This window comes from Holzapfeliella sp. JNUCC 72 (assembly GCF_053668685.1).
On the sequence record NZ_CM132220.1, the window covers coordinates 460,182 to 483,530 of the forward strand.

At 35.0% G+C, this 23,349-nt stretch carries 27 protein-coding genes; 24 read left to right on the forward strand and 3 right to left on the reverse strand.

Annotated elements, in window-relative coordinates:
• The first annotated feature begins 7 nt into the window (after positions 1–7).
• The 10 genes from smc (at position 8) to rpsN (ending at position 9,525) form a co-directional block, all read left to right on the forward strand.
• On the forward strand, positions 8–3,565 hold the full coding sequence (smc, locus tag JNUCC72_RS02210) for a chromosome segregation protein SMC (protein WP_454144448.1): 3,558 nt from the start codon (positions 8–10) through the stop codon (positions 3,563–3,565).
• Between the two features lie 9 nt (positions 3,566–3,574).
• Entirely contained in the window at positions 3,575–4,948 is a 1,374-nt protein-coding gene (gene ftsY, locus JNUCC72_RS02215) for a signal recognition particle-docking protein FtsY (protein ID WP_454144450.1), read from the forward strand.
• Between the two features lie 93 nt (positions 4,949–5,041).
• Positions 5,042–5,380 carry a YlxM family DNA-binding protein gene (gene ylxM / locus JNUCC72_RS02220; RefSeq protein WP_454144452.1) on the forward strand — a complete coding sequence of 113 codons (339 nt, stop codon included), beginning with the start codon at positions 5,042–5,044 and terminating at the stop codon, positions 5,378–5,380.
• Positions 5,381–5,382: 2 nt separating this feature from the next.
• Positions 5,383–6,819 carry a signal recognition particle protein gene (gene ffh, locus JNUCC72_RS02225; protein WP_454144454.1) on the forward strand — a complete coding sequence of 479 codons (1,437 nt, stop codon included), beginning with the start codon at positions 5,383–5,385 and terminating at the stop codon, positions 6,817–6,819.
• Positions 6,820–6,898: 79 nt separating this feature from the next.
• Positions 6,899–7,171: a 30S ribosomal protein S16 gene (gene rpsP / locus JNUCC72_RS02230; RefSeq protein ID WP_339969835.1), complete on the forward strand. Its 273-nt coding sequence runs from the start codon at positions 6,899–6,901 to the stop codon at positions 7,169–7,171.
• 62 nt (positions 7,172–7,233) lie between these two features.
• Positions 7,234–7,755 (forward strand): ribosome maturation factor RimM, encoded by a 522-nt coding sequence (rimM, locus tag JNUCC72_RS02235; protein WP_454144456.1) that lies wholly within the window; start codon positions 7,234–7,236, stop codon positions 7,753–7,755.
• Positions 7,745–8,470 carry a tRNA (guanosine(37)-N1)-methyltransferase TrmD gene (trmD, locus tag JNUCC72_RS02240; protein ID WP_454144458.1) on the forward strand — a complete coding sequence of 242 codons (726 nt, stop codon included), beginning with the start codon at positions 7,745–7,747 and terminating at the stop codon, positions 8,468–8,470. Before rimM ends, trmD begins: the two co-directional genes overlap by 11 nt.
• Before the next feature lie 131 nt (positions 8,471–8,601).
• On the forward strand, positions 8,602–8,949 hold the full coding sequence (gene rplS, locus JNUCC72_RS02245) for a 50S ribosomal protein L19 (protein WP_339969829.1): 348 nt from the start codon (positions 8,602–8,604) through the stop codon (positions 8,947–8,949).
• Between the two features lie 147 nt (positions 8,950–9,096).
• Complete coding sequence (rpmG, locus tag JNUCC72_RS02250; RefSeq protein ID WP_339969827.1) at positions 9,097–9,246, forward strand: 50S ribosomal protein L33; 150 nt, start codon at positions 9,097–9,099, stop codon at positions 9,244–9,246.
• 9 nt (positions 9,247–9,255) lie between these two features.
• The gene (gene rpsN / locus JNUCC72_RS02255) at positions 9,256–9,525 is read left to right on the forward strand and encodes a 30S ribosomal protein S14 (RefSeq protein ID WP_454144461.1); all 270 of its coding nucleotides are present in this window, start codon (positions 9,256–9,258) and stop codon (positions 9,523–9,525) included.
• Positions 9,526–9,602: 77 nt separating this feature from the next.
• Here rpsN and JNUCC72_RS02260 read toward each other — a convergent pair whose 3' ends face one another.
• A complete protein-coding gene (locus JNUCC72_RS02260; protein WP_454144463.1) occupies positions 9,603–10,178 on the reverse strand; it encodes a TetR/AcrR family transcriptional regulator in 576 nt (191 codons plus the stop codon).
• A 129-nt stretch (positions 10,179–10,307) separates the two neighbouring features.
• Between JNUCC72_RS02260 and JNUCC72_RS02265 the strand changes: the two genes are divergently transcribed.
• Together JNUCC72_RS02265 and JNUCC72_RS02270 are read left to right on the forward strand one after the other, a co-directional pair.
• A complete protein-coding gene (locus JNUCC72_RS02265; RefSeq protein ID WP_454144465.1) occupies positions 10,308–11,822 on the forward strand; it encodes an MDR family MFS transporter in 1,515 nt (504 codons plus the stop codon).
• 12 nt (positions 11,823–11,834) lie between these two features.
• Complete coding sequence (locus JNUCC72_RS02270; protein ID WP_454144467.1) at positions 11,835–12,587, forward strand: DUF4811 domain-containing protein; 753 nt, start codon at positions 11,835–11,837, stop codon at positions 12,585–12,587.
• Positions 12,588–12,621: 34 nt separating this feature from the next.
• Here JNUCC72_RS02270 and lexA read toward each other — a convergent pair whose 3' ends face one another.
• On the reverse strand, positions 12,622–13,245 hold the full coding sequence (gene lexA, locus JNUCC72_RS02275) for a transcriptional repressor LexA (protein ID WP_339969815.1): 624 nt from the start codon (positions 13,243–13,245) through the stop codon (positions 12,622–12,624).
• Positions 13,246–13,326: 81 nt separating this feature from the next.
• On the opposite strand from lexA, the gene JNUCC72_RS02280 reads away from it, so the two are divergent.
• Complete coding sequence (locus tag JNUCC72_RS02280) at positions 13,327–13,569, forward strand: DUF896 domain-containing protein (protein WP_339969813.1); 243 nt, start codon at positions 13,327–13,329, stop codon at positions 13,567–13,569.
• A 64-nt stretch (positions 13,570–13,633) separates the two neighbouring features.
• Positions 13,634–13,855, forward strand: a complete 222-nt coding sequence (locus tag JNUCC72_RS02285; RefSeq protein WP_339969811.1) for a YneF family protein — start codon at positions 13,634–13,636, stop codon at positions 13,853–13,855.
• A gap of 21 nt (positions 13,856–13,876) precedes the next feature.
• Here JNUCC72_RS02285 and JNUCC72_RS02290 read toward each other — a convergent pair whose 3' ends face one another.
• Positions 13,877–14,500 carry a lysophospholipid acyltransferase family protein gene (locus tag JNUCC72_RS02290; RefSeq protein WP_454144470.1) on the reverse strand — a complete coding sequence of 208 codons (624 nt, stop codon included), beginning with the start codon at positions 14,498–14,500 and terminating at the stop codon, positions 13,877–13,879.
• Between the two features lie 76 nt (positions 14,501–14,576).
• Between JNUCC72_RS02290 and JNUCC72_RS02295 the strand changes: the two genes are divergently transcribed.
• The 10 genes from JNUCC72_RS02295 (at position 14,577) to JNUCC72_RS02340 (ending at position 23,346) form a co-directional block, all read left to right on the forward strand.
• On the forward strand, positions 14,577–15,323 hold the full coding sequence (locus JNUCC72_RS02295; protein ID WP_454144472.1) for a tRNA1(Val) (adenine(37)-N6)-methyltransferase: 747 nt from the start codon (positions 14,577–14,579) through the stop codon (positions 15,321–15,323).
• The gene (locus JNUCC72_RS02300) at positions 15,310–15,597 is read left to right on the forward strand and encodes a GIY-YIG nuclease family protein (protein ID WP_454144474.1); all 288 of its coding nucleotides are present in this window, start codon (positions 15,310–15,312) and stop codon (positions 15,595–15,597) included. The genes JNUCC72_RS02295 and JNUCC72_RS02300 overlap by 14 nt, the downstream gene beginning before the upstream one ends.
• Before the next feature lie 154 nt (positions 15,598–15,751).
• The gene (gene rpsB, locus JNUCC72_RS02305) at positions 15,752–16,495 is read left to right on the forward strand and encodes a 30S ribosomal protein S2 (RefSeq protein ID WP_454144476.1); all 744 of its coding nucleotides are present in this window, start codon (positions 15,752–15,754) and stop codon (positions 16,493–16,495) included.
• A 42-nt stretch (positions 16,496–16,537) separates the two neighbouring features.
• The gene (gene tsf / locus JNUCC72_RS02310) at positions 16,538–17,419 is read left to right on the forward strand and encodes a translation elongation factor Ts (protein WP_454144478.1); all 882 of its coding nucleotides are present in this window, start codon (positions 16,538–16,540) and stop codon (positions 17,417–17,419) included.
• Positions 17,420–17,516: 97 nt separating this feature from the next.
• Complete coding sequence (pyrH, locus tag JNUCC72_RS02315) at positions 17,517–18,245, forward strand: UMP kinase (RefSeq protein WP_339969799.1); 729 nt, start codon at positions 17,517–17,519, stop codon at positions 18,243–18,245.
• Positions 18,245–18,802, forward strand: a complete 558-nt coding sequence (frr, locus tag JNUCC72_RS02320) for a ribosome recycling factor (RefSeq protein ID WP_454144480.1) — start codon at positions 18,245–18,247, stop codon at positions 18,800–18,802. The genes pyrH and frr overlap by 1 nt, the downstream gene beginning before the upstream one ends.
• A 27-nt stretch (positions 18,803–18,829) precedes the next feature.
• Complete coding sequence (gene uppS, locus JNUCC72_RS02325; RefSeq protein WP_454144482.1) at positions 18,830–19,540, forward strand: undecaprenyl pyrophosphate synthase; 711 nt, start codon at positions 18,830–18,832, stop codon at positions 19,538–19,540.
• 28 nt (positions 19,541–19,568) lie between these two features.
• On the forward strand, positions 19,569–20,345 hold the full coding sequence (locus JNUCC72_RS02330; protein WP_454144484.1) for a phosphatidate cytidylyltransferase: 777 nt from the start codon (positions 19,569–19,571) through the stop codon (positions 20,343–20,345).
• A 29-nt stretch (positions 20,346–20,374) separates the two neighbouring features.
• Entirely contained in the window at positions 20,375–21,631 is a 1,257-nt protein-coding gene (gene rseP / locus JNUCC72_RS02335) for an RIP metalloprotease RseP (protein WP_454144692.1), read from the forward strand.
• A gap of 20 nt (positions 21,632–21,651) precedes the next feature.
• The gene (locus JNUCC72_RS02340; protein WP_454144486.1) at positions 21,652–23,346 is read left to right on the forward strand and encodes a proline--tRNA ligase; all 1,695 of its coding nucleotides are present in this window, start codon (positions 21,652–21,654) and stop codon (positions 23,344–23,346) included.
• The last annotated feature ends 3 nt before the right edge of the window (positions 23,347–23,349 follow it).

Consider the following 23,349-nt stretch of genomic DNA (forward strand, 5'->3'; position numbering starts at 1 on the left):
TGACGAAATGCCATTAAAGTCATTAACAATTAATGGATTTAAATCATTCCCAGATAAAGTGACTTTGGAATTTCCTAAGGGAATTACAGGGATTGTTGGTCCCAACGGAAGTGGTAAAAGTAATATTACTGAAGCTATGCGTTGGGTGATGGGAGAAACAAATGTTAGACATCTGCGTGGAGAAAACACGACAGATGTTATTTTTGGTGGAACAGCCATGAAAGCACCATTGAATCGTGCTGAAGTTACGGTGTTATTTGATAACCAAGCGAAGCAATTAAATAGTGATTTTAAGGAAATTGAAATTACACGAACCATTTTTCGTAATGGAGATACTCAGTTCCAAATAAATCAACAAAACGTTAGACTAAAGGATATTCACGATTTATTTATGGACTCGGGATTATCTAAAGAATCTTTTTCAATTATTTCACAAGGCAGTGTTGAACAAATTTTCAATGCGAAACCTACCGATCGCCGATTTATTATTGAAGAAGCAGCGGGCGTATTAAAATTTAAGCAACAAAAAAGAACTGCAGAATTAAAGTTAAAACAAACACAAGATAATTTAGTTCGAATTAATGATTTTGTTAAGGAACTAGAGACTAGAATTGAACCTTTAAAACAGCAGAAAAGTTTAGCTGAGGAATATCGTACACAAAAAAATGGGTATGATTCCAAAAATAAAATCGTACTAACTTTAGAAACAAATGACCGTGTTAATAAGCAGGAGCAAACACGCAACCAAAATAACCAAACAAAACAAAAACTACAAAAATTAGATCGTGTCGTTGCTTCTACACAGAAACAACTAGAAGAATATCGAAAAGAGCGTCAAGAACTTAGAGATAGACAAGATCAATTGCAAGCGGACTACAACAAACTTGTGAATCAAAATTATGAAATTAAAACACAATTAGCTGTTTATGATCAAAGTACAGAATTTGATGAAACGAGTCGAAAAGAACTGAAAACCCGTCAAGATGAGTTGCAAAGCCGCCAACATCAGCTCGAAAAAGAGTTGTCTGAAAAAGAAAAGCAATTAAATACGGTTACTCAACAATATAATCGGTTAAAGGACCAAGAACGCGAACTTAAGACTAAAGTATCTCAAGATCCAGGCAAGTTACAAAAAGATTTAGAATCTCTAAGAGATGATTACATCGATAACTTGCAAAATAAAACGACGTTATCTAATCAAATTATTTTTGCCGAGACGGCTATTAATCAACTTAAAGGTGAATTAACCTCCCCTGAAGTTAAAGAGTTAGAGTCAAACTTAGTTAGTCTTGATGCCAAAATCGAAAAGGTTACGCAAGAAAAGCAGACACAAAAAAATTGGTTAGATAAACTGGAAACGGAAGTTGCTGATAGCCTAACTGCCATTGAAAAATCAACAGCTACAGTAGTGAAGAAGCAAAAAGAACGTAGTGAGTTAAAAGAGCTTGCTCAAGGAACAAAAGCCCAGCTACAAGCTCTTAAGCGATTACATGATAACCATGAAGGGTACTTTCAAGGTGTTAAAGCTGTTTTGAATCATAAATCTGAATTCCCTGGAATTTTAGGTGTCGTCAGCGAACTGATTGACTTTGATAGTCGTTATCAACTAGCTTTAGACACAGCTTTAGCAAGCAACGCACAAAACTTAGTATCGAAAACTCAAGATAATGCTAAAAATGCAATCAAAACATTAAGAGATAAGAATTTAGGACGAGCAACCTTTTTACCATTAGACCAATTAAGACAACAGGTGTTATCAACAGAAGTTAAAAAGGTACTAAAAACGACTTCGGGGTATCTCGGAATAGCCTCTGATTTGGTTTCTTGTTCGGCTGAGGTTAAGCCAGCCGTTATTCATCTTTTAGGTCGAATTATTGTGATGGATAACCTAGATCATGCAACACAATTAAGCCGCTTACTAGAACAAAGACACCATATTGTGACTTTAGATGGTGATTATTTAAGCCCTGGCGGACAAATGTCAGGTGGTTCACACAATAAGAATAGTCAATCACCATTGCTAATCAAGAAACAATTGGAAGATCTTACAGCCAAAAGCCAAGCGTTTGATAGTCAGATTGCTGAAGTTCAGTCACACTTACAACAAGAAATTACTGAAAAACAGCGCCTAGAAAAAATTCAAGCTGAAAATACCAATAAAGTAGCGGAAGTGAAGTCTGAGCTAACGGATTTTGATAATCAAATTAACCGTATTCAAGACGAAAAACAATCGCTAACAAAACAGTTGAATTACTTAAAACACGGATTACAAGCTAAAAAAGCCGAATTAGAAAAACAACAAGCACAATATGCGCAATTGAATACACAAAAAGTTCAAGCAAAGCAAGACGTTGAAAAAATACAACAAAAAATAAAAGAAACACAAGCACAAATTCAAAACTTTGATCAAGTTTCTCAGCACGTTCAAGCGCAATTAACCGAGTTATTACCTGAAATTGCGGTTTTCAAAACTAAGCAAGAAAACTACCAATCTCAAATTGCTGAAAAACAAGCTGATATCAAACAATCTCAACAACAACAAGCACAACTACAAGAAAAACTAACACAGTTAAGTCAAGCAAAAGAGAAAAATTCACAGGACTTAAACAAACAGAAGTTAAAATTCGAACAAAACCAAGTAACAATTACAACTTTAGATCAGCAAATCAAAGAAACAGCACAAAAACTATCGGTTGTTGAAAATAAAGTCACAGCACTTGAAGCGGATTACACTAAGCATTATGATTCAAGAAAAATAGTTGCTGAAGCTCAAGAAAAAGAGAGCAATCAATTAGCTATTTTGAAATCAGAAATCAATACTCGCTTAGAAACTCTAAATCAGGATTATCATTTAACTTTTGAAAAAGCAATGTCTGATATTGAGAATCCAGAAGAGATTAACATCAATCAACTGCAACATGAAATTAAGTTGCATAAGCTATCGCTTGAAGATATTGGTCCCGTGAACTTGGGTGCTATTGAAGAGTATAAGGAAGTCAAAGAACGTTATGATTTTCTACATCAACAGCAAGAAGATTTATTATCAGCTAAATCAACGCTAGAAAATACGATGAATGAAATGGATAAAGAAGTTTCAACACGTTTTAAAGAAACGTTTGAGCAAGTTAGCGCAGCATTTGCGGATATTTTCCCTAAAATGTTTGGCGGAGGTCATGCAAAACTTGCCTTAACTGATGAAACTGATATTTTAAATACTGGAATTGATATTATCGCGCAACCACCAGGCAAAAAGCTACAAAGCTTAAGTCTACTATCCGGTGGGGAACGTGCATTGACAACAATTACATTGTTGTTTGCCATTTTGAAAGTGCGTCCAGTACCATTTTGTATTTTGGATGAAGTAGAAGCATCACTTGATGAAGCTAATGTTGATAGATTTGCTCAGTTCTTGAAGAACTATGATTTAACAACGCAATTCATTATGATTACACATAGAAAAGGCTCAATGGCACAAGCAGATCAACTATATGGGGTTATGATGCAAGAATCTGGTATTTCTAGTTTGCTGTCAGTCTCATTAAGCGAAATTGAACAACAATTGTAGGAGGTTATTATGGGATTATTTGATCGTATAAAAAAATCCATTTTTGGAGATAAAAAAGAACAAGAAGAAAAGAAAGAATCACCTGAATTAGAAGAAACACAAGAACCAGCGTCTGATGAAGAACCAAAAGAAGCAGATTCTGCTCAAAATCCGGATGATGCTGAAGAAACAAATCAGGATAGTGAGGCAACTGATAAGCCTGAAATAGAACCGACTAAAGAAGTGGATAAAGAAGAGTCGGTTGTAAAAGAAACTAAAGAAAATGTTGATTCAAAAGAGGAAAGCTCTGAACAAGAGCCAACTGACGAGGACAGCCAAGTACAACAAAGTAGTAGTGACGAGGTATCGACTCAAATAGTTGACGAAGTTGAAGAAGAAGTTGAAACAGAGTCAGAAGAACCAAATGTTGAAGAAGTTCAAGACGAAGAAGAAGCAGAAGATGACGAAGAGGAAAAGAAAGAGCACCTATACGAAAAAGGGCTAGAAAAGACTAACCGTTCTTTTGGAGATAAGTTAAATGCTTTCTTTGCCAACTTTAGACGTGTCGATGAAGATTTCTTCGATGATCTAGAAGATCTTTTAATTGAGTCGGATGTGGGATACCAAACTTCAATGGACTTAGTTGAAGCTTTAAGAGATGAAGCTAAACTAAAAAACGCGAAATCAAAACAAGCTTTAAAAGAAGTTATCGTCGAAAAATTAGTAGGTCTTTATGAAAATCCTGGTGAACAAGATGAAGGTCTAACTTACAATGATGCCAATAAACCAAATGTTTACTTATTCGTAGGTGTTAACGGTTCAGGTAAAACAACAACAGTTGGTAAATTAGCAGCCCAACTAAAATCACAAGGTAAATCAGTGATGTTAGTAGCAGCTGATACTTTTAGAGCAGGGGCTGTTCAACAACTTGTTCAATGGGGAGAACGTGTTGGCGTTGATGTTGTAACAGGACCAGAAAAAGCTGATCCGGCTTCTGTTGTTTTTGAAGGTGTTAAAAAAGCGCACGAGCAAGAAGTAGATTATTTACTGATTGATACTGCTGGACGTTTACAAAACAAAGTGAACCTAATGAATGAGTTGGATAAAATCAAACGTACTATTCAAAAGACATTCCCAGATCAACCTGAAGAAACCCTACTAGTCTTAGATGGTTCTACTGGACAAAACGCAATGAGTCAAGCTAAAGAATTCAATCAAGTAACACAAATATCAGGTATTGTCTTAACTAAATTAGATGGGTCTTCACGCGGGGGTATTGTTATTGCCATCCGTAACGAAATGAATATTCCAGTTAAATTAGTGGGACTAGGTGAGCAAGTAGGTGACTTAGCACCATTTGACACTGAGAAATTTGCATTGGGATTATTCAAAGGATTAATTTAAGAAGATTGGCCAAATAAGGCCAATTTTTTTGTATAATAGAAGTAATTGACGAATTAAAAAAAGTCCTTTAACCTAATGCAAGGAGGTCGAAGCATGAGTTTAGAAAAAACACAATATTTAACCCAGCTGTTTTCATTTTATGGACCTCTACTAACTGCTATGCAACAACGCTATTTTGAAGATTATTACTTTAATGATTTATCGCTTGCGGAAATATCAGAAAATGCCGATGTTTCAAGACAAGCTGTTTATGATAATCTCAAACGAACGACGCGTTTGCTAGAAGATTACGAAGCTAAATTGAATTTGAATCGTAATTTTTTAGCTATTGAGCAGTTAAGTCAACAGGCACTATCAACGATAGATAAGAAAAATTATACTGAAGCAAAAGACACAATCCAAAAAATTAGACAAATAATAGAGGAGAACTAAGTATGGCATTTGAAGGCTTAAGTGAACGTATTCAAAATGCGTTATCTGGCTTACGAAAAAAAGGTAAAGTTACCCAAACCGATATTAATCAAGCAACTCGTGAAATTCGCTTAGCATTACTTGAAGCGGATGTTAACTTTAAAGTTGTTAAAGAATTTATTGCGAAAATTAAAGAACGTGCCTTGGGATCAGATGTTTTAGAAAGTCTGACACCAGGTCAACAAATCATCAAAATTGTTAATGAAGAGTTAACACAAATGATGGGTGAATCGTCAGTTGAATTGAACAAATCTGATAAAATCCCAACAGTTATCATGATGGTTGGTTTGCAAGGGACTGGTAAAACTACCACTGCAGGTAAATTAGCTAACCGTTTAATGGCAGAGCAAAAAGCACGTCCATTACTAATTGCTGCTGATATTTACCGTCCAGCTGCTGTTGACCAATTGAAAGTTATTGGGGACCAATTGGAAATCCCAGTTTATGAAGAAGGTGTCGACAATTCTGCTGAAGATATTGTTAGACATGGGATGCAACAAGCAAAAGAAAATAAAAATGATTATGTGATTATTGATACTGCTGGACGTCTTGAAATTGATGAATCTTTAATGGATGAATTGAAAAATGTTAAAGAAATCGCTCAACCTGATAACATTGTTTTGGTTGCCGATGCAATGACAGGTCAAGCGGCTGCAACAGTTGCCGATGGCTTTAACCAAGCACTAGATATCACAGGTGTTATTCTAACTAAATTAGATGGGGATACTCGTGGTGGTGCCGCTTTATCAATTCGCTCAATCACTAACAAACCAATTCTATATGTTGGGGAAGGGGAAAAATTATCTGATTTAGATATTTTCCATCCTGACAGAATGGCTAACCGTATTTTAGGTATGGGTGACATGATGAGCTTGATTGAAAAAGCTCAGCAAGATTATGACGAAAAAAATGCGCAAGAATTAGCTGAGAAAATGCGTGAAAACACATTTGACTTCAATGACTTTATTGCGCAAATGGATCAAATTCAAAGTATGGGACCTATTGATGAATTAATTAAGATGATTCCAGGTATGGCAAACAACCCAGCACTTCAAAATATTAATATTGGTGAAAAAGATATTGCACATTTAAAAGCAATTGTCTATTCTATGACACCTGAAGAACGTGAAAATCCAGATATTTTAACACCTTCTCGTCGTCGTCGTATTGCAGCCGGTTCTGGACGTAATATTCAAGAAATTCACCGTATGATTAAGCAATTTAAACAATCAAAAGAAATGATGCAAAAAGTTTCAAAAGGAAATACTAGCGATCTTGAAGGAATGTTAGGTGGTGGAATGAAAGGTAAGATGGGTAAAATGGCCATGAATTCCATGATGAAACGTTCTCAAAAGAAAAAGAAAAAACGTCTTAAAAAAGCTAAAAGATTTAAATCATAATCTGTTAAGTAAAAACCCTTTACAACTTAAAATGTTCATGCTAAACTAATTAAGTTAATAAAAATAGGAGGTCATTAATATGGCAGTTAAAATTCGTATGCGTCGTATGGGTTCAAAACGTAAACCTTTCTACCGTCTAGTGGTAGCAGATTCAAGATCACCTCGTGATGGTCGTTTTATCGAAGAAGTTGGTTACTACAACCCACTTTCAAACCCAACACAATTAAAATTAGAAGAAGATTCAATTTTAGAATGGTTACAAAAAGGTGCTCAACCTTCAGATACAGTTCGTAGCTTGTTATCTGGTGCTGGAATCATGACAAAATTACACGAATCAAAATACTCTAAATAAATTTTTAAAAGCTTAAATGAGGTAACTTCATTTAAGCTTTTTTTCTGAAAGGAGTTAACCTTATGACAGCTAAATATGAAGTTGGAAAAATTGTTAATACTCACGGAATAAAAGGTGAGTTGAAAGTTTTTCCTTCAACAGACTTTATTGAAGAGCGCTTTTCACCTGGTATGTCTTTAATTATTGAACATCAAAAACAAGAAATTGAAGTGACGGTTAAAAGTACACGCTCTGTTAAGAACTTCTTACTAGTTCTCTTTGAGGGCTTAGAAGACATTAACTTAGTCGAAAAATATAAAAGCGATTTACTTTATGTTGCAGAAGATAACTTGCAAGAACTTGAAGATGGCGCTTATTACTACCATGAAATTATCGGAATCGAAGTAATTGATTTAGATAAAGATGAAGTGCTCGGCACAGTAACTGAAATTTTCCCAACAGGTGCAAACGATGTTTGGACAATTGAAAAACCTGGCCGAAAAGATGTTTTACTCCCATTCTTAAACCAAATCGTCAAAAAAATTGACTTGGATCAAAACAAAGCTTGGGTAGAAGTACCTGAGGGGTTAATTGATGAAAATTAATGTTTTAACGCTGTTTCCAGATATGTTTGAATCAATGAAGCATTCGGTTGTTGGAAAAGCCATTGAGAATGAAAAGCTCAACTTAAATGTGATTGACTTTCGTAAATTTACTAAAGATAAGCAAATGCATGTTGATGACGCGCCTTATGGCGGGGGACCAGGGATGGTTCTACAAGTTCAACCTATTGCTAGTGCTTTATCTGAAATTGAAAACAAGCAAAAAGTTGTTATTTTAGCACCAACGGGGAAACCATTTAACCAAGAAATGGCAACAGATTGGGCTAATAATTATGACAATATCACTTTTATCTGTGGTCATTATGAAGGATTCGATCAACGTGTGTATCAATATGCGACAGATGTCGTTTCTATCGGTGATTTTATTTTAACTGGTGGAGAAATTCCAACGATGGCGATGATTGACTCAACAGTAAGACTAATTCCAGGTGTTTTAGGTAATGAAGATTCAGCAAGTGATGAATCTTTTTCTGATGGGTTATTAGAATACCCACAATATACACGTCCAGCGGAATTTGAAGGACAAAAAGTACCAGATGTTTTATTAAGTGGTCATCATGCTAATATCAAAGCTTGGCGTGAGAAACAATCACTTAAAAACACCTATTTATATCGTCCAGACTTACTAGAAAATAAGACGCTAAGTCTAAAACAGCATCAATTATTGCAAGAAATTAAGCAAGAATTAGCTGACTAATCTTAAGATTAAGTAACATTGACTTTTTAAAATAATACTGCTAAAATATCGTATTGTGATGCATATCACTAATAAATCGGATATTCCGCTGGTCGAATTTGATTAAGAGTATCGACAAAGGAGAAAAAATCATGAATCAATTGATTAAAGATTTAACACAAGATCAACTAAAAACAGATCTTCCTGATTTCCGTGCCGGAGATACAGTTCGTGTTCACGCAAAAGTTGTTGAAGGTACTCGCGAACGTATCCAAATCTTCGAAGGTGTTGTTATTAAAAGAAGAGGAACTGGCGTAAGCGCAAGCTACACAGTTCGTAAAATCAGTAGTGGTGTTGGTGTAGAACGTACATTCCCACTACACACACCCCGTGTTGCTAAGATTGAAGTAACTCGTCAAGGTCGTGTACGTCGTGCTAAACTTTACTACCTACGTAACCTACGTGGTAAAGCAGCAAGAATCCCAGAAAAAAGAAGATAATTCTATTTTTCACAATAAAAAAGCTATTACTGTTAAAAGTAATAGCTTTTTTTGTTCAAAGACTTTATTTGACAAACTAACACAATATGATAAGATTATATTTCAAATAGTAATAATTACTATTTATATTAGAAAGCAGGTTTTATAATGAGACAAAATATTCTTTTAGAATGTGCAGAAACTGGTGAAAGATTGTATTTAACTAATAAAAATAAACGTAATAACCCTGAACGTTTAGAATTTAAAAAATATTCACCTAAAAAACGTCAACGTATGATATTCAAAGAAACCAAATAAGGAGATTGAATGGCTAAAAAATCAAAAATTGCAAGAGCACGTAAACAAAGAGAACTAATTGACCGCTATGCGGCAATTAGACAAGAGCTTAAAGCAAAAGGTGACTATGAAGCACTTGCGAGATTACCTAAAGAATCAAATCCTAACCGGTTGCAAAACCGTGATTTATTGGACGGTAGACCAAGGGGCTATATGCGAAAATTCAAGCTATCTCGTTTGAATTTTAGACAATTGGCTCTGAAAGGCCAAATTCCGGGTGTGAAAAAAGCCAGCTGGTAAAAAACCAAAAACTTGGAGCATTATTCAAGTTTTTGGTTTTTTTAATGAACAAAATATCTGGATGCTATTAAAAATATTTACATATTTTCAATAGCATAAGTAAATCCTTTCTGAAAAATATCACTTAGTAAATCAGCGAGTTCTTTAGCTGATAACTTTTTCTTAGGAGATGCCCAGTATTTATAGGTTTGAATGATTATATCAATTGAAAATTCTTTAAGTAATGATAACTTATCATTTGAAGCAGTTTCATATTTTGAATTTTCAAAGAATTTTTCAATCATAATATGTCTAAGCCTTACTTCGAAGCTAGGATCACCATTTGGTCCCAGTAGTATGTGGATAGCAGGTGCATATTTATCAATTGCCAAAAACAAATGCATCATTGCATTAGGATCAGCAATATCAATATCTGGATTTTTTTGCATCCATTTTTTTCGATTCTCTCTAATATGTGCCATAATATAGCATTCAATATGCCCTGCTAGTTGATACTTATCTTCATAATAACGATAAAAACTACTACGATGGATACCTGCTTGTTGGACAATGTCATTTATTGTGACGTCTTCGAATTTTTTATCTTTAAGTATCTTAAGAAAAGCACGTCTTATATTTTCTTGTGTAAGATTTGTTTTATTTTCGTAAGCCATAATGTCGCTCCTTAAAATGATGTAACAAAATGAGACATAATGACTTATTTTGTTGTAGCTAATCTACCAGATTAAGCGTATAGTTTCAAATGAAATTTCAACTAATATTAAGTCATAGGAGGAATAAAAATGGATACAAAAAATCAAGCATTAGATATCCATGGCAAAAACTATAGTCGAATCAGCGTTATGCTTTTGATTTTACTTGCTACTTTTGCTGGTATTTTAATGCAAACATCACTGGGAACAGCTATTCCCACATTAATGAAAGAATTTGATATTAATTTAAGTACAGCACAGCAAGCAACAACTTGGTTCTTACTTGCTAATGGGGTGATGATTCCGTTAACAGCTTATCTAGCCACACGAGTTTCTACAAGATTATTACATGTGGTTGCTTATGGAATTTTAGCACTCGGTATTTCAATTACGGCGTTGACTCCTGCCACTAATTCAGCTTGGTTTATGTTTTTAGTTGGACGTGTTCTAGCTGCGATTGCTGTTGGGGTTATGATGCCTTTAATGCAAATCGTTATTTTAAACATGTTTTCAGTTAAACAAAGAGCTACAGCACTTGGACTTAGTGGATTAGTTATAGGTATGGGACCAGCTATTGGTCCAACGCTTTCTGGTTGGATTTTAGATCAGGATCACGTTATTTTTGGACTTACAATTTCTAATTCTTGGCGTACAATTTTTATTATTCCATTGATTGTCATTGTGATTGCTTTTATTTTAAGTCCTTTTATCATGAAGGATGTTATTCCAAATAAAAAAATCGAACTGGATGTTTTATCATTATTCTATTCAGTTATTGGATTTGGATTATTCTTGCTTGGATTTACTAATGTCGCAACAGATGGTTGGACAGACTTACTAAACGTTATCTTACCAATTGTTTTAGGAATCCTCTTACTGGCTATCTTCGTCATCCGTCAGTTAAAACTTGAAGTCCCATTTTTAGATATTAAAGTATTTAAAGTTAAAGAATTTACCATTACAACGATTACATTAATTTTGGTGACGATGGCAATGTATGGTGTCGAAATGATGCTACCTACTTATTTACAAAATGTTCATGGTTTAACGCCTTTAAATTCAGGTTTAACCTTGTTAGGTGGGGCGTTGATGATGGGAATTATTTCGCCGGTCGCCGGTATTTTGTATAACAAAGTAGGGGTTAAGCGATTAGTTTTAGTAGGACTTTCAATTATTGCGATTGGAACAATTCCATTTGTCTTTTTATCAGAGTCTACACCAACACACCTTATTACTGTGATGTATGCTGTTAGAATGTTAGGGGTTGCATTGACGATGATGCCGTTAACAACCCGTGCCATGTCAGCGTTACCGACTGAAATGTCAACGCATGCAACAGCCGCTAACAATACAATGAGACAAGTTTCATCTTCTATTGTTGTGGCTTTATTAACGTCTGTTACACAAAATATTATGAATACTAATGCTCCTGACGTGGCATTGAAAACAATCGATCCTATTAAGTATGGTGCTCAAAGTTTAACTGCATCAATGGATGGATTTAGAGTAGCCTTTGCAATTGGATTAAGTTTTGCTGTTATTGGGTTAGTAATGGCACTATTTATTACTAACCAAAAACCTGAAACTTTAGAAAATGATAAATAGGAGGTGCTTGGAGTGATTATTTATATTGTTATTATTTTAACACTATTAACTTTATTAGCTTGGTTTTTAATTAAACCAACAGCCCTGAGAGTTATTTGTGGAACTATTAGTTCAGCGTTATTATTGCTTTCAAGTGTAGCTGTTGTAGCTAACACGGCATATCATTTTGGTATGGAAGAAACAACAACGACAACGACAACCGAAATTTATACAGCAGGGCAATCAGGGGCGCCTGTTAATTTGCTTATTGCTAATCAAATTGGAACTGATTCTGATAATTATGCAATGAGTTTTAGAGACAATCAAAATGCAGAGAAGCCAGAAACTTATTTTGTTCCGGATCAACATCATATGGCTGAAGCGGTTAAAAAATCAGCTAATTATCAAGTATTAGATACAACAGAGCCAGCCAAATTAACAACCACGACAACAAAATGGCAGTTTTCTTCTGACTTTTATAAAATGCTATTTAAAGTAGAAGATACCGATACAGAACTGATTTTAGAAAAAAATGAAGTAATTGTTCCGCAGTCAAATTGGCTCGTTTTATCAGTAGACCAAGCTAAAAGCTTAACTGAAAAACAACAAGCTATGACCGATGCGCAAAAGCAAGCGCAACAAGCACAGCTTAAACAAGCTGTAGCAACACAGGTACAAAGTTATCAAGCACAAAATCCTGCAACAACACAAGCACAACTTGCGGATTATACTCAAAAAGTGACAACAGAGCTAACATTACAAGCTATGAAATCATTAATAGAGTAATAAAAAACATCTCCTAAATTTTAGGAGATGTTTTTTATATCATAGGACGATACAGGCTGATGACTTTGCCTAATATATTGACATTATCAACTTGAATATCAGTCATTGTATCGTTTTCGGGATGCAAGTAAATTTTATTTTGTTTTTTATAAAAACGTTTTAAAGTGGTTTCGTTGTCTTCGGTTAAAGCAACGACAATGTCACCATTTTGAGCGCTTGTTTGAGAATGAACAAAGACATAATCTCCAGGGCAGATATGGGCATTAATCATACTATTTCCTTTAACTTCTAAGATAAATAAGTCATTTTTTAAATGCTCTAAGTGTGGGGGAACGGGAAAATAGTCGTTAATTGATTGATCAAAAGTATAAGCAGGTTCTCCTGCAACGATTTCACCGATAACTGGAATGGCATCTTCTTTAATATCAAGTCGTTCTTTTCCTAAATCCGTTACACGAATTGCACGGGTTTTATTACCTTCTTTAGTAATAAAACCGTCTGTTTCTAATTTTTTCAAGTGACTGTGTACGGTGGAAGTGGAAGCCAGGTTAACATGTTGTGCAATTTCGCGTACACTAGGGGCATATTGATTATCTAAAATGGTATAATAAAGATAATTTAAAATTTCTAATCGTTTATTTTCTTTGATGTTAGCCATTTAATTACTCCCTTAATATTGTTAAAATAAGGATAGCACATCAAATAATAAATAAACAATCATAAAAAAGAGGTTACTATTATGAGTCAAAACCAAGAAAGAATCGATCGTATTAATGAATTAGCTAAAAAACGTAAGGAAGCTGGTTTAAGCGAAGCTGAAGAAATGGAACGTAAAAAACTTCATCGTGAATACCTAGCTGATTTTCGTGCAGGATTCAAACAACAAATCGAAAATATGAAAATTATTGATAAAAACGGTAAAGAAGTGACATCTGAAAAAGCTAAAGAAGCTCAAAGAAGAAAAGGTTTACGCGAAGATTAGTTGTCAAACTTCTAGCTAGTTGTGTAAAATAGTATAATGTAACTAATAAACGGGGGTGCGTAATATGAATTTAGGACTTGCGATTTTATTAATTGTGATTGCCCTAATCGGTGGACTAGTCTTAGGTTTCTTCTTAGCTAGATCTTACATGAAGAAATACTTACAAGATAATCCGCCAATCAGTGAAGATATGATTCGTTCAATGATGGCACAAATGGGACAAAAACCATCATCTAAGAAATTGAATCAAGTGATGGCAAACATGCGTTCAAAAAACCGTAAATAAAAAAGTAGCTAGGTTATCTAGCTACTTTTTTTCTTTTGGAATGTATTTGAAGTTGGGGTTAGTTTCTTGATCAATGGCATGCCAGTGATTTTGAATATCTTGATCTAATTGTTCATTGAATTCATCTGTTAATTTTTGTTTCTTGTCAATATAGATAGGTTCACCAAAGGTAATTGACATTTTTTGACGCTTGAAAACACCACTCATCTTTAAAGGTCCTTGATAAACAGCAGGGACCAAAGGAACGTTGGCCATTTTGGCAATCACACCAGCTCCGGCTTTTACATCATTAGAGTAACGTGATCCAGTTGGGAACATAATTAAGCTAAGTTCAGTGTTTCTCAAGTTTTTAACCGGGATTTTAATAACTGATGGTCCTGGATTTTGGCGGTCAACACTAAATCCATGAGAATGATTCAAGACAAATCTTAGAATAGGGTTTTTGAACAATTCTTTTTTAGCCATAAACATAAATTCTTTTGGACTGGCTGCTAAAGCAAAAATAATGGGTTCCCACCAAGTTCTATGAGGAGCAATCAAAATATAGTTACCTTCGGGTAATCTTTCTTTATGTAAAACTAATGGTCGACCATTTATAATGAAGAATATTGCATGTGCTACAACACGAATAAATCGATAAAACATATTATCACCTTTCTTTTAACCATGTTATTATAACAAAAAAACAGTTTAACTGATATTTGAAAAGGAAATGACATTTATGACGCTGTACGAAAATGAAGAAATTAACCACCTATTTAATGAAAAGATTAAGATCATTCAAAATAAAACAGTCTTTTCTTTTTCTTTAGATACAATTTTATTAGCTTATTTTACACAAATTAAAAAGAATAGCAAAGTTGTTGACTTGTGTTCGGGTAATGGGGCAGCAAGTTTGTTTTTAACGCATTATCATCCAACAGCCCAAATTGATGCTGTTGAAATACAATCGGATATTGCTGAAATGGCTACAAGATCAGTTGAGTTAAATGAATTGAGTAATCAAATCACGGTTCATAATCGGGATGCAAAAGAGGCGACAGCTTTTTTAAAGAAAGATAGTTATGATGCAGTGATTTGTAATCCGCCATATTTTGAGCTTGATTCAGGACATAAGGTTAATCCAAACGAACAACTAGCCATTGCCAGGCATGAAATTATGATTAACTTGGAAGATATTATTAAAACATCAGCAGGACTACTAAAAACCAAGGGAAAACTTTTTATGGTTCATCGACCTGATCGATTAACTGAAATCATGACTTTAATGGCAAAATATGACTTAATGCCTCGCAAAATTCAATCCGTTATTCCAAAAAAAGGACGAGAAGCTAATATCGTTTTGGTAGAAGCAATGGCCAAAGGGGCAATGACGGGTGTTAAATTACTGCCAGAAATTGTGGTTCATGAAGAAGATAATCATTATGCTGAATTTATTGAAAGAATCTTAGCAGGTGATAGGGATTAATTATTATTTTTATGTTTTAAGGTGTGCTGATCAAACTTATTATGGTGGGTTCACGACAAATTTAACCAAAAGATTAGCGACACACAATGCTAAAAAAGGAGCGAAATATACGCGAGCCAGAGTCCCAGTTCATGTGATTTATTATGAAAAGTACGCTACAAAATCACAGGCTTTAAAACGAGAAGCATGGTTCAAAAAGAAAAGCAGAAAACAAAAACAACAATTTTTAAACCGACATCATGTTTTAGCACCTTATTTTAATAAAAAGTATTGAATGAATGAAAAATCTAGGGTATAATTTGATAGTTGCAAAAAGCAGCAAACCACATCAGTAGTAAATTTTTGATAAGGTGCTTTTAATTAAAGTTTTATCAAAGAGATATAAAACTGCTGAGAGGATTAAAAAAACCAAATGGAGGAATTTATTTATGTCAGTAATTAGCATGAAACAATTACTTGAATCAGGTGTACATTTTGGTCACCAAACAAGACGTTGGAATCCAAAAATGAAACCTTATATCTTTACAGAAAGAAACGGAATCTACATCATCGACCTACAAAAAACAGTTCGTATGGTTGAAGATGCTTACAACTACGTTAAAGCAGTTGCAGCAGATGACGGTGTATTTCTTTTTGTTGGTACTAAAAAACAAGCTCAAGATGCAATCGCAGAAGAAGCAACACGTGCAGGTCAATTCTACATCAACCACCGTTGGTTAGGTGGAACATTGACTAACTGGGATACAATTCAAGGTCGTATCAAACGTCTTAAAGAAATCAAAGCTATGGCTGAAGATGGTACATTCGACGTACTTCCTAAAAAAGAAGTTGCATTGTTAAACAAACAACGCGAAAGACTTGAAAGATTCCTTGGTGGTATCGAAGATATGCCAAGAATCCCAGATGTATTATTCATCGTTGACCCTCGCAAAGAAAGAATTGCAGTTAAAGAAGCTCAAAAACTTAACATTCCTATCGTTGCTATGGTTGATACAAACAGTGACCCAGATGAAATTGATGTAATCATTCCATCTAACGATGACGCTATTCGTGCCGTACGTTTAATTACAAGCAGCATGGCTGACGCTATCATCGAAGGTAAACAAGGTGAAGACCAAGCAATCGATGAAGCTTCATTCGAAAAAGAAGAAGCAAAATCAGAAGAAAAATAATTTTAATTAATTAACTTGAAAATTTAATAGGGGGTATTTGACATGGCTGGTATTACAGCGGCTCAAGTAAAAGAACTTCGTGAAAAAACCGGTGCTGGTATGATGGACGCTAAAAAAGCGCTTGTTGCTACAGACGGTGACATGGACCTAGCAATCGATGAACTTCGTAAAAAAGGTGCTTTAAAAGCAGCTAAGAAGAGTGATCGTGTTGCAGCTGAAGGTTTAGCTGATGTTGAATTCAGCGGAAACGTTGCAGCAATGGTTGAAGTTAACTCAGAAACAGACTTCGTTTCATCAAACGATCGTTTCGTATCTTTCGTTAAAGATGTAGCTGGTAAAATTGCTGAAGCTCAACCTGAATCAGTTGAAGCAGCAATGGCTCTACCATACAACGAAAATGGTACAGTTCAAGACGAAATCACAAACCTAACATCTGTTATCGGTGAAAAAATTAGCTTCCGTCGTTTCAACCTAGTGAAAAAAGAAGATAACCAAGTATTTGGTGCTTACTTACACAACGGTGGAACAATCCTAGCACTTGTAACATTAGAAGGTGCTGACGAACAAACAGCTAAAGATGTTGCAATGCACGTTGCAGCTATCAATCCTAAATACGTTTCACGTGAAGACGTTCCTTCAGAAGTCTTAGACCACGAAAAAGAAGTATTCACAGAAGAAACTAAAAACGAAGGAAAACCTGAAAAGATTATTCCAAAAATCGTTGAAGGTCGCATGAACAAATTCTTATCAGAAATTAGTTTAGTAGACCAAGAATTCGTTAAAGATCCTGACCAAACAGTTCAACAATTCGTTGAATCTAAAGGCGGAAAAGTTGTTAACTTTGTTCGTTACGAAGTCGGTGAAGGAATCGAAAAGAAAGCTGATAACTTTGTTGAAGAAGTTATGAGTCAAGTTAGAAAATAACAAAAATTTAACACCGTTAAGGTGTTATTTTTTTGGAAAAAATACGATTTAATACTTTAAATATGATAAAATGTTATCAGTATAGTAGGAGGATTCCATGAGTTCAATTAATTATAAACGAGTTGTTTTAAAGGTTAGTGGCGAAGCATTAGCCGGTAAAGATGGTTTTGGTATTAATCCTGAAATCATCAAAAGTCTAGCTGAAGAAATTAAATCAGTTCATGCGTTAGGCGTTGAAATTTCAATTGTTGTTGGTGGCGGTAATATCTGGCGTGGTGAAACAGGTGCCAAACTAGGTATGGAACGTTCTCAAGCTGACTACATGGGAATGCTAGCAACTGTAATGAACAGTTTGGCATTACAAGATGGTTTGGAATCTGTTGGTGTCCCAACACGCGTTCAAACTGCAATTGAAATGCGTCAAATCGCAGAACCTTATATTCGTCGTCGTGCGATTCGTCATCTTGAAAAACATCGTGTGGTTATCTTTGCTGCTGGAACTGGTAATCCTTACTTTTCAACTGATACTGTTGCAGCACTTAGAGCTGCTGAAATGGATGCAGAAGTTATTTTGATGGCTAAAAATAATGTTGACGGTGTTTACTCAGCAGATCCAAAACAAGATCCAGATGCTGTTAAATTTGATGAATTATCACAATCAGACATGATTAACAAAGATCTTCGTGTAATGGATATGACAGCAAGTTTCCTATCAATGGACAATGATATTCCTTTAATTGTCTTTAACATCAATGAGCCTGGAAATATTGAACGTGTTGTACTCGGAGAAGATATTGGAACAAAAATTCGCGGAGGAAAATCATAATGCAAAACCAAGCAACTACAAACGCTAAAGAATCAATGAAAAAAAGTGTACAAGTTTACCAACAAGAAATTGGAAACGTTCGTGCAGGTAAAGCTAACGCAAGTATTTTAAACCCTGTTAAGGTTAACTACTACGGCGCACCAACACCGCTAAATCAAATGGCTTCAGTTACAATTCCTGAAGCACGTGTATTGATGATTTCACCATATGACAAATCTTCACTAGGTGATATCGAAAAAGCAATTTTAGCTTCTGACTTAGGTCTTAACCCAGCTAATGATGGTGATGTTATTCGTCTAGTTATTCCTCAACTAACAGGTGAACGTCGTCAAGAGTTAGCTAAAGAAGTTGGTAAAATTGCTGAACAAGGAAAAGTTGCAATCCGTAACATTCGTCGTGATGCAATGGAAGATGTTAAAAAACAACAAAAAAATGGTGACATCACTGAAGATGAACTACGTCTATTAGAAAAAGACATTCAAAAATTAACTGACGATGCAATCAAAGAAATTGAAGATTCATCTGATGCAAAAAGTGCTGAAATTACCGAAGGTTAAAACTTCGGTTTTTTGATAGGAATACAAATGAAATCACAATCAAGTAATCTTAACCATTTAGCAATTATTATGGACGGTAATGGGCGTTGGGCAAAGAAACGATTTTTGCCACGTGTTACCGGCCATAAGCAAGGGATGGACAATGTTAAGTCAATTACAAAAGCAGCTAGTCGCTTAGGTATAAAAGTCTTAACTTTATATGCTTTTTCAACTGAAAATTGGGGACGTCCAACAGAAGAAGTGGGTTATTTAATGAAATTACCCGCTTTATTTTTTGATAAATTCATGCCAGAATTGATGGCAGAAAACGTTCGTGTGAATGTTATGGGATTTTTAGATGAGTTACCACAATCAACTTATGATGTCGTAATGAAAGCGGTTGACAAAACCAAAAATAACACGGGATTAGTTTTGAATTTTGCCTTGAATTACGGTTCAAGACGTGAATTAACCCAAGCAATGAAAGAAATTGGTCAACAAATCCAAGCAGGTGAACTAAGTCCATCTGATGTGACAGAAGATGCTATCGAAAAGCATTTATTGACTAGTCAATTTGAAGATCCTGATTTATTAATCAGAACAAGTGGCGAGCAAAGACTGTCAAACTTTTTGCTTTGGCAATCAGCTTATACAGAGTTTGCCTTTACAGATAAAAGTTGGCCAGACTTCTCTCCAGAAGATTTGACTGATATTATCGAGGACTTTTCTAAGCGTCATCGACGTTTTGGTAAGCTATAATAGTCCAAAAGAAAGAAGAGACGTGCTAATGAAAATACGTGTATTGACGGCACTAGTTGCTTTGGCAATCGCGCTCCCTTTAGTTTATGTTGGAGGGATTTATTTAACGATTATTATGGCAGTTTTAAGTATTATTGCCATGGCTGAAATTTACATGATGAAAAAACGAGTGTTGGTTTCGGTAGACCTTGTATTAGCTGCCTTAGCCGCAGTTTCTTTGACCGTTTTTGATCAGAATTTGCCGATGGATCGTTACCGAGTATTCTTACTTTTAATGGTCTTATTACTAGGGTTAACAATTATCGACTCTAATCGGTTCAATTTTGAAGATGTTGGGGTTATTGCCATTACATCATTATATGTTGGACAAGGGTTCCATTACTTTTTACAAGCTAGAGCATCTGAAAAAGGACTGGCACTTGTTGGGTTACTATTGGTCATTATTTGGATTACAGATAGTGGCGCTTATCTAGTTGGCAGAACCATTGGGAAGCACCCATTGTATAAGCCAATTAGTCCCAATAAAACAATTGAAGGTTCTGTAGGTGGGGTTGTTGTCGCAATTTTGGCGTCACTACTATATACTAGCCTTGTGCCATTAAATATGTCATGGGTACAAGTCATTATCATAAGTGGTTTATTATCCATAGTTGGCCAAATTGGTGACTTAGTAGAATCAGCTTACAAGCGTTTTTACCAAGTTAAAGACAGTGGGACGATTCTACCAGGTCATGGTGGAATTTTAGACCGCTTTGACAGTTTACTATTTGTATTGCCCGTTGCTTATTTAATCGGATTATTTTAAAAAGAACAGGAGCCAAAGAGCAAATGCAGATGCTTGGAATTCTTATATTTCTTATTATTTTTGGAATTTTAGTGGTTGTCCATGAATTCGGACACTTTATTGTGGCTAAAAAGTCAGGAATTCTTGTCCGTGAATTTTCTGTTGGAATGGGACCAAAAATATTCCAAAAATTACACAAGAATACAACTTATACCGTTAGATGGCTACCGTTAGGTGGTTATGTTAGATTAGCTGGTCCAGATGACACAGCAAAAATTGATCCAGGATCAATGGTGTTACTTCAATTAAATGAAGAAGGGCAAGTTATCCGGATTAATACGACGCCAGATGATATTTCTTTTGACGGTATTCCCGTTCAGGTAAAAAAAGCTGATTTAGAAGATACACTTTATATTGAAGGCTTTGAAAATGGTGATGAAGAAAAGTTAAGACGATTTAACGTTATTCATGACGCCACAATTATTGAAGAAAATGGAACAGAACTCCAAATTGCACCAAGAGATGTGCAAATGCAGTCCGTTTCAGTTTGGAAAAAAATTGCAACTAACTTTGCAGGTCCTTTCAATAATGCATTATTAACTTTAGTTGTCTTTATGATTTACGCTTTTGTTTCGGCTGGTGCCCCAACAACAGTGGTTAATAACTTCTCGCAAAATTCACCTGCACAAACAGCTGGAATTGAAAAAGGGGATAAGATTGTCAAAGTTGATCAACAAAACATTGCTTCAACAACTGACATTCAACAATATCTTAGCACTACAAAAAATGAACAGGTAACAGTCGAAATTGAACGTAACGGACAAACTGTTCAAAAGACTGTTAAACCTCAAACCATTACTGAAAACGACACGAATTACCGCTTGCTAGGATTAACATTTGACGTTGATGGCTCATTTTCTGCTCGTGTTAGTCAAGGTTGGAATTTAACAACCAATACAGCAACTTTAATTTTTAAAGGTGTCAAAAGTCTAGTTACTGGCTTTAGCTTAAACAAGTTATCTGGTCCTGTTGGTATCTACAAACAGGCTTCAGATTTATCTAATCAAGGATTTTTAAGTATTTTGTACTTCTTAGGTGCAATATCCATTAACCTGGGAATTATGAACCTATTACCAATTCCAGGATTAGATGGTGGTAAATTACTACTTAACTTGTATGAATTACTTCGTGGAAAACCAGTTTCACAAGAAAAAGAAGTGATTATTAATATCGTAGGTGTGGTTATTTTATTCGCATTAATCATTGCTGTAACCGGAAACGATATTTATCGCTATTTTATTAAATAAGTAACTTAGTTGGAGGAACTATGAAACAATCTAAATTTTTTATGCCAACCTTAAAAGAAACACCTTCTGATGCTGAAGCTGTCAGCCATCAGTTAATGTTACGTGGTGGTTATGTACGCCAAGTTACTGCCGGCGTTTATTCTTATTTACCATTGGCAAATCGTGTATTATCAAAAGTATCACAAATTATCCGTGAAGAAATGGAAGCAATTGACTCAAGCGAAATGATGATGCCAGAATTATTACCTGCTTCATTATGGCAAAAATCAGGTCGTTATGATTCTTATGGTCCAAACTTATTTAAACTAAAAGATCGTCACGAACGTGACTTTATTTTAGGACCTACACATGAAGAAACATTTACTGAAATTGTGGCTCAAGAAATCAAAAGTTACAAACGCTTACCATTTTCATTATTCCAAATTCAAACTAAGTTCCGTGATGAAAATCGTCCAAGATTTGGACTACTTCGTGGTCGTGAATTTATTATGAAAGATGGTTACAGCTTTGCAAGTAACTACGAACAACTTGATCAACAATACGAAGATATGAAGAATGCTTATCTTAAAATCTTCGCTAGAACTGGCGTAGAAGTTAAGCCGATTATTGGTGATGCTGGTGCAATGGGTGGATCTGATTCACTAGAATTTGGTGCTCCTGCAGCTATTGGTGAAGATACAATTGTTTATACTGATTCAGGCTATGCTGCTAACATTGAAATGGCTTCAAGTTATTTCGTCAAAGAAGAAAACAACGCACCATTACAAGATGTTGAAAAAGTAGCTACACCTAATATCAAGACTATTGCTGACTTAGCAGACTTCTTAAACATTAGCGAAAAAGACATTGTCAAAAGTGTTGTTTATATTGCAGATGAAACACCTGTTCTTATTTTAATTAGAGGTGATCAAGAAGTTAACGAAGTGAAGTTGAAGAACTTATTACAAGTTGAAGACTTACGCTTAGCAACTAATGATGAACAATTTGAATTAACACAAGTAAAAGCTGGTAGTATTGGACCTGTTGAACAAAGTTTTGCCAAAGAAGTTATTGCTGATCGTAATGTTCAAAACATGGCAAACTTCATTGTAGGAGCCAATGAAACAGGCTTCCAACTTAAAAATGTTAACTTAAACCGTGATTTTACACCTGATAACTTTGCAGATATTGCTGTTGTTAAAGAAGGTGAATTAGATCCATCAGGAAAAGATGAATTAAAATTCACTCGTGGTATTGAAATTGGTCACATCTTTAAACTAGGAACACGTTACTCAGAAGCAATGAATGCTAAGTTCTTAGATGAAAATGGTAAAGCCCAGCCTGTTATTATGGGTTCATATGGAATTGGTGTTTCAAGACTGCTTTCTGCAATCATTGAACAACACCATGATGACCGTGGTATCCTATGGCCTAAAGAAGTCGCACCTTTTGAAGTCCACCTTATTCAAATGAAAATGAATGATGACGAACAAACACAAATTTCTGAAAAGATGTATCAAGACTTACAAAGTCAATTTGAAGTTTTATATGATGATCGTGCAGAACGTCCAGGTGTGAAATTTGCAGATGCTGATTTACTAGGTGCACCTTTCCGTGTCATTATTGGTAAAAAAGCTGCTGAAGGAATTGTAGAAGTGAAAAACAACCAAACTAAAGAAGCAGTTGAACTTCAAATTTCTGAAGTTGCAGATTATTTAAAAAATGAAATAGGGTAGAAC